The sequence below is a fragment of the Paraburkholderia sp. RL18-085-BIA-A genome, from assembly GCF_046027075.1.
Taxonomy (GTDB): Bacteria; Pseudomonadota; Gammaproteobacteria; order Burkholderiales; family Burkholderiaceae; genus Paraburkholderia.
The window spans coordinates 1-13,754 of record NZ_JARESU010000180.1; the positions used below are offsets into that span (position 1 = coordinate 1).

Annotated in this window: 9 protein-coding genes and 1 pseudogene; 3 read left to right on the forward strand and 7 right to left on the reverse strand. The window is 60.6% G+C overall.

Annotated features, from left to right (window positions below; genetic code table 11):
* A partial coding sequence (locus P0D89_RS46585; protein ID WP_408366420.1) for a DDE-type integrase/transposase/recombinase occupies positions 1–420 on the forward strand: 420 nt, incomplete at its 5' end.
* A gap of 170 nt (positions 421–590) precedes the next feature.
* On the opposite strand, the gene P0D89_RS46590 is transcribed toward P0D89_RS46585, so the two are convergent.
* From P0D89_RS46590 to istA, 7 genes are all read right to left on the reverse strand, one after another.
* Entirely contained in the window at positions 591–938 is a 348-nt protein-coding gene (locus P0D89_RS46590; protein ID WP_062135813.1) for a copper-binding protein, read from the reverse strand.
* The gene (locus P0D89_RS46595) at positions 935–4,141 is read right to left on the reverse strand and encodes an efflux RND transporter permease subunit (RefSeq protein ID WP_408366417.1); all 3,207 of its coding nucleotides are present in this window, start codon (positions 4,139–4,141) and stop codon (positions 935–937) included. The genes P0D89_RS46590 and P0D89_RS46595 overlap by 4 nt, the downstream gene beginning before the upstream one ends.
* Complete coding sequence (locus P0D89_RS46600; RefSeq protein ID WP_408378808.1) at positions 4,138–5,667, reverse strand: efflux RND transporter periplasmic adaptor subunit; 1,530 nt, start codon at positions 5,665–5,667, stop codon at positions 4,138–4,140. Before P0D89_RS46600 ends, P0D89_RS46595 begins: the two co-directional genes overlap by 4 nt.
* Before the next feature lie 11 nt (positions 5,668–5,678).
* Positions 5,679–6,971, reverse strand: coding sequence for a TolC family protein (locus tag P0D89_RS46605; RefSeq protein WP_408366413.1), 1,293 nt, complete (start codon positions 6,969–6,971; stop codon positions 5,679–5,681).
* 92 nt (positions 6,972–7,063) lie between these two features.
* Entirely contained in the window at positions 7,064–7,426 is a 363-nt protein-coding gene (locus P0D89_RS46610) for a hypothetical protein (RefSeq protein WP_408366411.1), read from the reverse strand.
* Between the two features lie 370 nt (positions 7,427–7,796).
* Complete coding sequence (gene istB, locus P0D89_RS46615; RefSeq protein ID WP_408370885.1) at positions 7,797–8,567, reverse strand: IS21-like element helper ATPase IstB; 771 nt, start codon at positions 8,565–8,567, stop codon at positions 7,797–7,799.
* Entirely contained in the window at positions 8,564–10,192 is a 1,629-nt protein-coding gene (gene istA / locus P0D89_RS46620) for an IS21 family transposase (RefSeq protein ID WP_408370884.1), read from the reverse strand. Before istA ends, istB begins: the two co-directional genes overlap by 4 nt.
* A 407-nt stretch (positions 10,193–10,599) precedes the next feature.
* Between istA and P0D89_RS46625 the strand changes: the two are divergent.
* Together P0D89_RS46625 and P0D89_RS46630 are read left to right on the forward strand one after the other, a co-directional pair.
* Positions 10,600–11,202: pseudogene (locus tag P0D89_RS46625) on the forward strand (ParB-like protein).
* A gap of 659 nt (positions 11,203–11,861) precedes the next feature.
* The coding region (locus tag P0D89_RS46630; RefSeq protein WP_408378810.1) for a potassium transporter Kup at positions 11,862–13,754 on the forward strand (1,893 nt) is incomplete at its 3' end.

Below are 13,754 nucleotides of genomic sequence, written 5' to 3' on the forward strand. Positions count from 1 at the left end.
GATCGAGTCGGCCAGACGGTGGACTTCGTGCTCAGGGCGAAGCGCGACGTGGCCGCGGCCAAAGCCTTTTTCAGCAACGCAATCAAACATCAGGGACAGCCTCCGGAGACGATCACGCTCGATGGGTATGCCGCCTCACACCGGGCGGTGCGTGCGATGAAGGCCGATGGCCTGTTGCCTGAGGACACGAAGATCCGGTCCTCGAAGTACCTGACCAATCTGATCGAACAGGACCATCGAAGCATCAAGTCCAGAACGAATGTGATGCTCGGCTTCAAACGGTTCAGGAATGCCGCGGCCACGATTTCAGGCATCGAATTGATGCATCGCATTCGCAAGGGTCAGTTCAACTTCTCCATGGTCGGGCTCAAAGATACCGCTGCGCCCGATGTCTGGGATGCCGTCCTGTTCAATCGATAAGGCATCCATATCTATAGGAAGCATCTCTGCCAGACAAGCCATTTGCACCAGAGCCCGTCGGATGATGTCATTCGCATTGCAGTGCCCCTACTCACAAGATGTGAGCACAAACACGCGACCGCAGGCCCGCTGTCACGCGGCGAGCCTGCGAGTGCCGTGTCAGCGCCCCATCATGACTGCTTTTCCAGTTTAACGATGGTCAGGGTGCCGTTGACGTTTTCGACACGGACCTTGACCTTGTCGCCCTCGTGAACCTGTTTGACCATCGCGGCATCCTTCGCCTTGAACGCCATCGTCATTGGCGGCATCCCGACGTTCTCCAGCGCGCCGTGCTTCAGCGTGACCATGCCGGTTGCAGCGTCCACCTTCCTGACCTCCGCATCGGTGAGCGCGGTGTTCGATGACGTCTTCGAAGCCGACGGCTTGGACATGTTCATGCCCGCCATGTCATCACCAGCGAACGCGGGCGCAGCAACGATGGCTGCAAGAGCAACAGACGCAACAATCAACTTCTTCATCGGGTTTCTCCAGTTTGAGTAGATGGCACTTGCATGCCGGAAGGTACTGCGTGGGGGAGCCGCGCATGGTCCAGCCTTCGCGCGCGGCGGCGTTGCAGCAGGAACCAGGCTGCGGGGATTACGAACATCGAAAGGATGGGTGCCGTGACCATGCCGCCCACCATCGGGGCGGCAATGCGCTGCATGACTTCCGAACCGGCGCCGTGTCCGACCATGATGGGGATGAGACCAGCCAGCACGACGGCAACCGTCATCGCTTTCGGTCGCACGCGCAACACGGCGCCTTCGCGAATTGCATCGAACAGAAGCGCCTCGGTTAACGGTTCACCATCCTCCAGCCGACGACTAAGCGCGCCTTTCAGGTAGAGCAGCATCACGACACCGAACTCGGCTGCGACACCAGCGAGAGCGATAAACCCGACTGCGGTTGCGACAGACACCGCGTGACCCAGAATCCAGATGAGCCAGAACCCGCCGACCAGAGCGAATGGCACTGTCGACATCAGCAGGAGAGCATCGGCCGCAGAGTTGAAGGTCAGAAAGAGCAGCACGAAGATGACGACGAGCGTCACGGGGATGACTGTGCGCAGTTTCGCCGCTGCCCGCTCGAGATATTCGAACTGCCCGGACCATGCAATCGAATAGCCCGGCGGAAGCGTCACTTTCTCTGCAACAGCGCGCTGCATTGCCTCGACCGCTGACTGCAGGTCCGTATTGCGGATATCAACATAGACGTAGCCGGAGAGCCGTGCATTCTCGCTGCGAATCATCGGTGGACCATCGGCAATCGTGATGTGCGCGACATCGCCGAGCTGGATTTGGGCGCCACGGTCCGTGACGACCGGCAATTGACGCAGCTTCTCTAGCGAATCCCGGGTTTCTCGTGGATAGCGGATGTTGATGGGGAACCGCTCGCGGCCAGCAATGACTTCGCCGACGTTGTCGCCACCCACTGCTGAGGACACGACTGACTGAATGTCTGCCACGGAAAGCCCGTAACGTGCTGCCGCCAGCCGGTCGATGTCGACGTCAATGTAGCGGCCGCCGTTCAGCCGTTCGGCCAGTGCGGACGTGACGCCTGGTACATTCTTCACGGCTGATTCAACCTGCGCCCCGATTCTGTCGATTTGAGAGAGGTCGCTGCCTGAAATCTTGACCCCGACAGGCGTCTTGATGCCCGTCGACAGCATGTCCAGTCGATTACGGATGGGCGGCACCCACACGTTCGACAGCCCCGGGACCTTGACGGTCCGGTCCAGTTCGTCGACCAGCGTCTCCGGCGTCATGCCTGGTCGCCACTCGCTGCGTGGCTTGAACTGAATCGTCGTCTCGAACATTTCGAGCGGCGCCGGGTCAGTCGCGGTGTCGGCCCGCCCGGATTTGCCGAAGACCGTTGCGACCTCAGGGACAGTCTTGATAAGGCGGTCCGTCTGCTGCAGCAGTTCGCTGGCCTTCTCGGCGGAGATGCCCGGAAGCGCTGTCGGCATATACAGCAGGTCGCCTTCATCGAGCGGGGGCATGAATTCGCCGCCGAGCTGGGAAAGCGGAATCACCGAAGCGGTCAACGCAACGACCGCCAGCGCAATGGCAACCCACGGCCGCCGCAGCGTGGCTTCCAGCAACGGTCGGTACAGTCGAATCAGCACGCGATTGATTGGGTTCGAGTTCTCATGAGGGATGCGACCTCGAATCAGATAACCCATCAGCACGGGCACCAGTGTCACCGACAACCCTGCAGCTGCGGCGATGGTGTAGGTCTTGGTGAAGGCCAACGGAGAAAACAGCTTGCCTTCTTGCCCCTCGAGTGAGAACACCGGGATGAACGACAGGGTGATGATGAGCAGCGAGAAGAACAGCGCCGGCCCCACCTCCGCTGCCGATGTCGCGATAAGGTCCCAGCGCTGCGCGGTCGTGATTTGTTCGCCCGGGTGGTCATGGTCGAACGCTTCGAGATGCTTATGAGCGTTTTCAATCATCACGATGGCCGCGTCAATCATCGCGCCGATGGCAATCGCAATACCGCCCAGCGACATCAGGTTCGCGTTGACACCCTGATAGCGCATCACGATGAACGCGGCCAGCACACCAAGCGGCAGCGACAGAATCGCAACGAACGCACTGCGCAGGTGGAACAGGAACACTGCGCAGACAAGCCCAACGATAATGAACTCCTCGATAAGCTTGTCCTTCAGGTTGTCCACGGCGCGTTCGATTAGCTGCGAGCGGTCGTAGGTCGTCACAATCTCCACGCCCGCCGGCAGCGACCGTTTCAGGTCAGCGAGTTTCGCCTTCACCGCGTCGATTGTCGTCAGCGCGTTCTTGCCGGAACGCATGACGATGACACCGCCCGCGACTTCACCTTCACCATTCAGCTCCGCGATGCCGCGCCGCATCTCGGGCCCGATTTGAATCCGGGCAACGTCACCAAGCAGAACCGGTGTGCCGGTGTCATTGGTCCGCAGCACGACGTTCCGAAAATCATCGAGCGAGTGCAGATACCCCGACGAGCGCACCATGTATTCGGACTCGGCCATTTCGACCACTGAACCGCCCGACTCCTGGTTGGCCTTCCCGAGTGCATCAGCCACCATCGCCTGGGTGATGCCGTACGCGCGAAGTTTGTCCGGGTCGAGGACGACCTGATACTGTTGAACCATGCCGCCAATGGACGCGACTTCGGAGACGTCTGGCACTGACTTCAGTTCGAACTTCAGGAACCAGTCATTGAGCGCGCGCAGTTGTCCGAGGTCGTGTTGCCCGGTTTTGTCGACGAGTGCGTATTCGTACACCCAGCCCACGCCGGTTGCGTCCGGACCAAGCGAAACCGTCGCCCCCTGCGGCAGCCGGCTCTGCACCTGATTCAGATACTCGAGTACCCGCGAGCGTGCCCAGTACTGGTCGGTCTTGTCGTCGAACAGCACATAGACGAACGCATCGCCGAACGACGAATACGCGCGGATGGTTTTCGCACCCGGCACACCAAGCAGCGTCGTCGTGAGCGGATAAGTCACCTGGTCCTCGATGACCTGCGGTGCTTTGCCCGGGTACGACGCCTTGATGATGACCTGCGTATCGGACAGGTCGGGCAGCGCATCGAGCGGGGTTTGCGTAACCGAATAGACACCCCACGCCGTAACGAGCACGGTCGCGAGCAGGACCAGGAAGCGATTGTGGATAGACCACCTTATAAGACGCGCAATCATTTGGCGCCTCCGACCGGCTCGACCTTGGTCAACTGGTATCCGTCACCCGACTGCCTGAAGACAAAATGCACGGTCTGGCCAGGTTTCACGTCCGGGAACGCTGTAGGCGACGGTTTGCCGAATGCCATCGTCATCGCGCCCCAGCCCAGAGCTGGAATGGGTTGATGTGAAAACGTGACGTCTCCAGCCGCCACCTGTTCGACCTTACCTGTGGTGTCGTAGGTCTGCGGTGGTGCTGCGGCAGCTGCTGGAGCCGGCGCGCTCGCACCGGTCGGTGCGGTTGCTTCGAGCTTCGGGAGAACGGATTTCAGACTCGCTTCCGAGTCAATGAGGAACTGGCCGGATGCGACGACCTGCTGGCCTTCAGTCAGGCCGCTGCTTACCTCGGTATCGTCGCCGGCATCGTTGCCAACGGTGACGGAGACAGGTTGTAACCTGCCGTCTGAATTCCTGACGATGACCACCGACCGCTTACCCGTCGTGATGACGGCTTCCGAGGGAACCAGCAACCGCGATACCTTTTTTGCGGCGCCGACGCGCGCTCGCATCAACATCCCCGGCGTCAACCTGAAGTCCGCGTTATCGATTTCGAGGCGTGCCTGGAGCGTGCGACTGCTCGTGCTGATGCCCGGCAGGATTTCGCGAATGTGTCCCGTGAAATGTTGCGCCGGGTCGCCAGCAAACACAGCGTCCACGCTCATGCCGGGTTGAACCTGGAGGGCCAGCGCTTCGGGTACCTCGACCACGAGCCACAGCCTGTTGAGCCCGGAGACTTTCGCAAGCGTCTGTCCGGGCGACACCATCGCGCCATCACGCACGTTCAGTTCGGTCAGCACGCCGGTTTCCGGTGCGAATAGCGTGATGTGTGTCTGCGCCTTGCCGGTGCGGTCGAGACTTGCAATCACACCGTCCGGAATCGACATCGCCCGCATGCGCGCACGTGATGCCGCAAGCATGCCGTCATCCATGCCGCCACGTTTCAGCGCCAGGTACTCTTCCTGCGGCGCAAGCCAATCTGGAACGAAGAGCGACGCAATCGGAGCACCCTTCGTTACGCGTTGCATCGGGGCGCTGGTGTAAAGATGGTCGATGTAGCCGGTCACCCGCGACTGGACGACAACAGCTTTCGACTCATCGAACTGCGTAGTACCTACCGCGTCGAATCCTTCTGTTGTTTCCTGCCGGCGCACCGCCGCGTAGCGAATGCCCAGGTTCTGCTGAAGGCCCGGGTCAATCTTGATTCCGTTCGAGCCGCCTTCATCGGCGTAGACCGGCTCAAGCTGCATGTCCATGAAAGGCGACTTGCCCGGTTTGTCGAAATGCTGGTTCGGCACCATCGGGTCGTGCCAGTACAGCACCTTGCGGCCAGTCTTTGGGTGGGTTTTCTCACCGGTGGCGGATGTCGCGGCAAGTGCGGTCGAGCCGGTCGTCGAAGCACGCCACGTGCCGGCGACATAACCGATACCCAGCAGCGCCGCTGCGGCAAACGTCATGAGGCCCGCGCGTGCCAGTTGTTTCTTTTGCATGTTGTTCTCCTTCACTGACTCACGGACATCGAGGCGGGCACGACCTGGTATTCCAGCTGGGCCCAGGTCTGGGATACGCCACGCTGCAGGTCGAGCACCTGAAGCTGGGCGTCGAGTTGCGCACGCCTGGCATCGAAAGTATCCGCAAGCGACCCGGTGCCTGCCTTGTATGCCGCAGCAGCAAGTTGCACGCGCTGGTCCGCAGCCGGCAGCAGGGAGTGGGTGAGATTGGTGATGCGTTCACGTCCGCTGGCCAGGGTGGTCGACAGCGTCCGGATGTCCGCTTCGACCTGTCGCTGCGCGTCCTCGTACATCAGCCGCGCCTTTGTGCCAAGTTGTGCTTTTTCGGCGGCGTCCCGGTCCTCGACGTTCTTCCGGTTAATCGGCAACGGAATACTGACGCCCACCGACACAAACCTCGAAGAGCCGCCCCCCTGCAGATAAGAGACGTTCCAGGTCCAGTCCGTACTGCGGTTGCTGTTGGCGACAGCGGTATCGGCGTCCGCCACTCTCATGTCAGCCGTCGCGGTCATGAGTGCGGGCTCCACTTCACGGAGCTGGTCGGGCGGAAGCGAGGGCACAACGGATTGCGGCGCCGGCGGTTCGCCGGCAACGTCTGTGACCGCACCGGCCGTCCAGCGCGACAGGCTGATGAGCGCTGTCTGTAAAGTCTGCTGGGCCTTCAGGAGCTGGTCCTGCGTTTGCGCCAGCATGAGTTGGGCTTGCACGACGTCGCTTGCAGATGCTTTTGCACCCCGATAGGAGGCTTGTGTGGCCGCGAGCTCGTGCGTCATGTGTCCGACCAGTTCCTGCTGCAGTGACACAGCCTTTTTTGCATAGGCTGCGTTCAGCCATGCCGTCGCAGTTTGCTGGCGCACATTGACAAGTTGCGCTAGAAATCCCGCGCGCTCCTTATCGACAACCTGGTTTGCCAGCGCGGAACGAAGCCGGCGTTTTTCCGGTGAGACCCATTCCTGCTCGATGCCGATGCGGCGCATCGTCAGGATGTTCTGGCCAATCGTGAACGCCTGTGGGCCATTGATTGGCAGGTTGTCGATGCCCGCAGCGAGCATCGGGTTGGGCAACTGCCCCGCCTTGACGGCAGCTTCCGAACTGGCGCCGACGGACGCTTGCGCCGCCTGCATCGAAGCCGAACGGTCAGTCGCCGCCTGTAATGCCGCATCAAGCGTGACGGTCGCTTCGTCAGCGTGCGCGGTGAAGCTTGCGAGAATCAGCGCGGCGAAAATTGAACGCACGCGCAGTGGTACACGCCGGCATGACGGCGTGCCAATAGTTGAAGGCATGTTCTAACCCCAACGGCTGACTCCCACAGGGAGTCCACGTCCTGGACGCAGGACGACCTCACCGCGAATGCGGTGAACCTGTCAGCAAGGGATTAGATGGCGCGAGGAGGTCGCCAGAGACCGGCCGGTTCACGGACGGTGAGCGACAGTGCGTAATGGAATACGACGGGGCTGGACAGCCCGGCGGGACGGGTTACTTCAGTAGCGGAAACCGGGTGATAGAGACTACCAAGCTGGCATTGCGCCGTTGCCTTGCAAAAGAAGCCTTTGGCTTTTTCCGGTTGCGAAGATTTCATGGTCTCGCATCCAGGCATCTCCGAAGACATCGCACTACTATCGTCGGAGCCCATGCTCATCTGCATCGGACATTCTCCAGTCAAGCCGCTGGCCGCCAGCCCACTGATGGGCAGCGCGGCGCAAAGCAACAGGAGGAGCAATGTCCGGAGAAATTTCATGGCTGGGATTATAGCGGAGCTACTTTATCCATGTACCCGCGAATGTGTAGCTAGTGTCGCTCAGCGCACAGCGCCGGCACCGACCGACGATTATGGTGGCGGGGCGCAGCACCTGATGCCGGCAATTGACCCGCCAGCGAAATGACTCAACGGAAATGCACGCAAATGGTACGGACTGGTTCGCGGAACCAGTCCGTACCGCGCACTTCCGGCGCCCGGCCATGCATGCTATCCCGCTGAAGGCCGCCGCTCAGTGAGGTGTGGCTAAGGCACCGCGAAGCTTCCAAAATTCCCGGACGGTCAGTTGAAACTCCCCCACTTATGGTCGCGCAAATTCCCCCACCCTGTGCAGCAGGACTAAGGGTTTTATTTAGCTGGTTTTCGTTTTTCGCGCAAGCGTTTCAGCGGCTTCCTTGAGACGGTAGCTGCGGCCATCGAACTCGAGCAGGTGGCAGTGATGCATGAGCCGGTCGAGGATCGTGGTGCTCATCGTGTTGTCGCCCAGGTATGCGCCCCAATCCTGCACAACGCGGTTGGACGTGACGAGAACGCTGCGATGAAGTTTGTAGCGCTGATGGATCAGGGTTTGCAGCAGCGCGCCGGCGGCGTCGGGGATCGTACGCGACAGGAACAGATCGTCCAGCACCAGCAGGTCGCTCTCAAGGATGGCCCGCAGGCGGGCTTCGCGCTGGGTAGTCGGGCTTAGTGCGTAACGGTTAAAGAAGTCGTCGGTCTCAAGATACTGCACCTTGTGGCCCTGCAGGACGGCCTGGTAGGCGACGGCCTTCGCAACGTGCGATTTGCCGGTGCCTGGTTTGCCGATGATCAGCGCGTTGTCGCCGGCGGCGATGAACTTCAGTGTGTGCAGCTGGAAGCAGGCCTGGCGAGGCACTTTGGGATTGAAGCCCCAGTCGAATTCGGCGAGTGTGAGTTTCTCCTCGAGGCCGGAGAGCTTGTAGCGGCGTTCGATGAGCCGGGACTGGCGGCGATCCAGTTCGTCTTGCAGGATCAGTGCGAAGGTTTCAAGGAATGGCTGCTGTGAGCCTTGGGCCTGCAGTACGCGCGTTTCAAGTGTGTCGCGCACGCCGGACAGGCGAAGCTGTCCGAGAGCCCGTTCGATTTCCGGTAATGTCATGGTCATGCCTGTGTTTCTCCAGTTGGAGGTTGAGGTTCGGCGCCGTGCTGCGCACCGAGGGTAAAGAGTTCGCCGTATTCGGCGGCAGGACGGATCAGCGGGTGATCCTGCGTGAGAGGCAGCTCGAGTTGCGGTGCCTGATCGAGACGCTCGAGTGCCTGTTCGAACAGCCGTTCAACGATCGCGCGCACCTGTTTGTAGCGGTAGACGTGATGACGTAACGCGTGATCGCAGGCCTGTTCAACGAGCCGGGCGGGATACTTCTTCGCCAGACCGACGATGCCCCACATGGCGCGATGGCCGACGCGACCTTCGCTGTCGAACATGTGCTGGCACAGCGCCTTTGTTTGCGGCCCGATGTCGCCAGCGCTCGCGAGCAGGAAGGCGCTCTGGCGGGACGGATTGAAGGGGCGTTCGTCTTCGGGCAGTTCAAGCGAGCCGGCCTTTACGGCGCGCGGATGAGTGCGCAGCAACGCCTGCGTACGGCGGTCGCGGATCTCGATGGTGCAGTCGTAGATGCGCACCGAGACAAGGCTGCCGATGGGCGCAGGTCGTGCCGCATAGTTGCTGCGATCGATGTTGACAGTGGTGTCGTCCCAGACGGTACGCACGACCTCCGTAAAGTAGCGAAAGCCGGTGGTCGGCAACGGCCGCAGATGCGGCCTCTCCTCCTGGAACATGGCCTCGACCTGTCGCCGGGTGCCTCCATGGATGCGTTTGGCCGCCCAGTTCGCCTCCCAATGCATCAGGAATTCGTTCTGGGCTTCGAGCGACTCGAAACGTCGCCCGGCGAGCGCGGTGCCCTGCGTATGTTGAATCGCGTTCTCGACGGTCCCCTTTCGATTCGGGTCCCGTACACGTGCTGGATCGGCGACGACGCCGTAATGCTCGAGCATCGCCTCATAGAGCCGGTTGATCTCGGGTTCGTACAGATCGGGCGTGATGACGCCCTCCCGGAGATTGTCCAGGACGACATAACTGACAGCGCCGCCGAAGTAGCGGAAGGCTTCTTCGTGAAGCTGGGCCCAGACCTGCTTGCTGGACTTCCAGACCACGCGGCGGAAACTGCGCCGCGAGTACCGCAGGGTCATGACGAACAACCGCGGGCGCCGGTAGCGGCCGGTCTTCGGATCGCGGGTCAGCGCGCCTTCGCCATAGTCGACCTGGGCTTCCTCGCCGGGGGCGAACTCGAGACGGTCGAACTGCTCGGGATCGATGTGGCGCAAGGCGCGCACGAAGCGCTTGACGCTCTCGTAGCTCGCGGCGAATGCGAACTGGTCGACCAGATCCTGATAGATCGCCTGCGCGTTGCGCCTCAGGCGGACCTGCTGCTCGATCCATTCGCGATGCGGTTCGCTTGCCGAGCGGGCGAAATTGAACGTTGTGGCCTTGCTGGAATCGGCGGTAGCCGGTGGTCGCGGCGGTGGAGGAGTTTGCGTGGCCGCCGCTTCAGAGCCGGTGGTCACCATGGGGGAGTTTGCTGAAGCGGACTTCTCCGACTCGAAGATCGCCTGATACCGGCGGATCGTCTTGCGGTCGATGCCCGTGAGCCGCTGGATCTGGCGCTGGCTCTTGTTGCGTTCGAGTAATGTGAATACGGTGCTTTGCAGGTGCGGCTTCAAGACGTTCACTCCCTGAACTCCTTCTTGTTCGAAGGAGACGAAGATAGACGTCCTGCAACACCTCCCGGCAGCTTTACTTGCTCAGCCGACGGTCGTCAGGTGGGGGAGTTTGAAGTGACCATACCCGGAGGAATTTGACCGACCGCCGGGGCCAAAATTTGGGGATGCGGCTCGTCGCGTCCGTATCAGGTCGACGCCCTATCACTGCGTCGTATCACGCAGACGTGTGCCGCCAATCGACTATCTCGTCAGCCGTGTTGGCGAGCGGCTCATTTCCCAATGTCACGACAGGCCCGGTCGGCATGCTTTCCTCTCCTTGAATAGCTTCCGATTCGACCACATAAGGGCCTGCGACAGCTCCATCCTGGACCCGGCGTAAAATCGCTTGGAACAAGGGGAGACCCACGATGGCAAAGATGCTGGGCGTGAGCATCGAACAGCTACGGCCGCTGCAAGCGACGGTTGGAATGTTTGAGGTCGACGCGAAACGAAAACACCTTTTGGCGATGAATCAAAAGGATTTGAAAGCGTTCCTTAAAAGCGCGCCGATTCCCACGGTCATCGGCAAACATGACCGGCACTACGTCATTGACCATCACCACTAGGCGCGTGCCCTTTGGGAAGGCGGCATCACGAAGGCGTTTGCGACAGTCGTGGAGGACTTGTCACGACTCGCCGAGGGAAAATTCTGGGACACGGTTATTGAGCGCTGGTGGGTACATCCCTACGACGAGCGCGGCATCCTGCGGGCAATTTCTGCCATTCCTGACGAGGTCTCAGGCCTCAGCGACGACCCCTTTCGCAGTCTCGCGGCCTTCGTGCGCGACGCGGGCGGCTACATAAAAACGCCTGAACCCTTTGCCGACTTCCAGTGGGCGGCGTTCTATCGAACGCGTATCCCGATGTGGACGAACGAATTCCAGTTCAACGCAGCCGTTGAGCAGGGCGTCCACCTCGCGTGGAGTCCAGATGCGCGGACGCTTCCGGGTTTCAAACCGAGAGCCGGGAAATCCAGCTAAGGCTTTGCGGTGGGCCGTACTGCGCGCCGCAGACGAGATGACGTCAAATACCATTGCATGACCGCCAGGACTTCTGAAAGGAAGCGCAGGTAGCATGGCAAGCAATGCGGTGGCGACGTCGTCGCCGCCGACGGCATCAGGCCCGTGACGCTGTTGCCGTAGTGTTGGCTACTGGGCGCGGCGTCTCGCGAATGGGCTACATCAATCACGCGTCGCTAATCTTGTGGATTCGCATGAGCACTTACATCCTCCTGGGCGGTGGTTTCGGCGTTGCTTTACTTATCGCCATCTGGGGAATCTGGCGCTTGAGGTAGCGGCGGACGTCCGTTACTGCGAGAGCTTTGCAATGATGTATTTCGTTGACGGCTCGCACTTTGAATGACTCGCGAGCGAGCGTCCGCGCAAGCACCCGTGTGCGCCTGGATAGCCGCCGCATCACGTCCTGCCTCGAGTCGCACTCCTGCTGTTCCGGCTAGCGTACCGGACAGCAGCAAGCTTAAGAAACCCTTAACTTTGTACGCGTGACAATCTGGAAGTCTCCCCATCCAGATTTTTGCAGGGGATGTCCGGCCGAGGGGCGGGCGCGCCACTTGCACCGTGTGTGCAACCTCATTTTTCTAACGCGCGGTGTCTTTGCATACACTCAACTTACGGGCCCTATGTCTTCGTCTGCTATCAGCTCGCCCTCTCCGGCGATAAAGGCTGCGCCAGGTCTCGTGCTCGGCGCCATTGGTGTCGTATTTGGCGACATCGGAACGAGCCCACTCTACACGCTTCGGGAATGCCTGAAGGCAACAGGCGGCATTACCCAGATGAATGTGTTCGGTATCGTGTCGCTCATTCTCTGGTCGATAATCATCGTCGTCACGCTGAAGTACGTCAGTTTCGTCATGCGCGCTGATAACGACGGCGAGGGCGGCATCCTGGCGCTCACTGCACTGGCTTCGGGCGTCGCCCCTGCGCGACTGCGCAGAATGCTATTGACCTTGGGCGTGTTCGGCGCGGCGATGTTCTACGGTGATTCGATGATTACACCGGCGATATCGGTCATCTCAGCGGTTGAAGGGGTGACGCTGGTGGACCCGCACCTGACCGAATGGATTGTTCCCATCTCGCTGGTTATTCTTACGGGCCTGTTCAAACTTCAGAAACGCGGTACCAGCGCAGTCGGTAAGGTTTTCGGGCCCGTCATGGTTGCATGGTTCGTCACTTTGGCAGCGCTTGGGCTTTCCCATATCGTCACCCACGTCGGCATCGTGCGAGCTGCGTCGCCCCTGTACGCCATCGCTTTTGTCGCGCACGCCCCGGCAACGGCGTTCGTTGTTCTGGGCTCGGTGTTTCTGGCGCTGACTGGCGGAGAGGCTCTTTACGCAGATATGGGCCACTTTGGCAAAAAGCCCATCCGGCTCGCGTGGCTGTTGCTCGTCCTGCCTAGTCTTATCCTGAATTACTTCGGTCAGGCGGCACTCGTCCTCGAGCGGCCTTCCGCGGTCGCGCAGCCCTTTTTCCAGTCGGCGCCCGGCTGGGCTCTCATCCCGCTAGTGCTGCTCGCGACGGCGGCGACCATCATCGCGTCGCAGGCGGTTATTTCCGGCGCGTTCTCGATGACGAAGCAGGCCGTCCAGCTCGGCTTCTTACCGCGCATACCAGTGGTTCACACGTCGACGCATGAGATAGGACAGGTCTACGTACCGTTCATCAACGTCTCGCTTTACGCCGCAGTTGTGTTTCTCGTCGTCTTCTTCAAGTCCTCCGACAATCTGGCAGCCGCCTACGGCATTGCGGTCGCATCGACGATGCTGCTGACGACTTTACTGATGTACTTCATCACCCACTGCCTGTGGAACTGGAAGCCCCTCGCGACACTGGCTGTAATCGGGCCGCTGGCTCTCGTCGATGCCGTGTTCGTCTCAAGCAATATCAGCAAGGTTCTTGAAGGCGGCTGGTTCCCCCTGCTCGCCGGCGGTGTGTTGTTCACCGTGATGACCACCTGGCACAAGGGGCGCGAAACGGTCGTCGACCGCATGAAAAACGACAACCTGCCGCTGGCACCATTGATTCACTCGCTGTGCGATGGCGCGCATTCGCCGCCCCGCGTCAACGGCACAGCGGTGTTTCCCGGTGGCTTGGTAGACATGGCGCCGACCGCCTTTCTACATAATCTGAAGCACAACGGGGTCATGCATCAGGTCAACATCTTTCTTGCCGGCACGACGGACAATGTTCCCCACGTACCGGACGAAAAGAAAACCGTCGCCGTCGACCTGGGGCACGGATGCTATGCCGTCACGGTTCACCATGGCTTCATGGAGATTCCCAACGTCCCCGCGATTCTTGAACTCGCGCAGAAGCAGATGCCTAACTGGCAGTATGAGCCCGTGGACACGTCATTCTTTCTAGCGCGCGACACGATTATGGCGACGGGCGCGAGCAAAGCCATGCCACTATGGCGCGAAAAGCTGTTCGCATTTCTTGCGAGAAACGCGGCGCAGGCGGCAGAGTATTACAGCCTGCCTGAAAACCGTGTTGTGGAAATGGGCGGGCAGATTAAC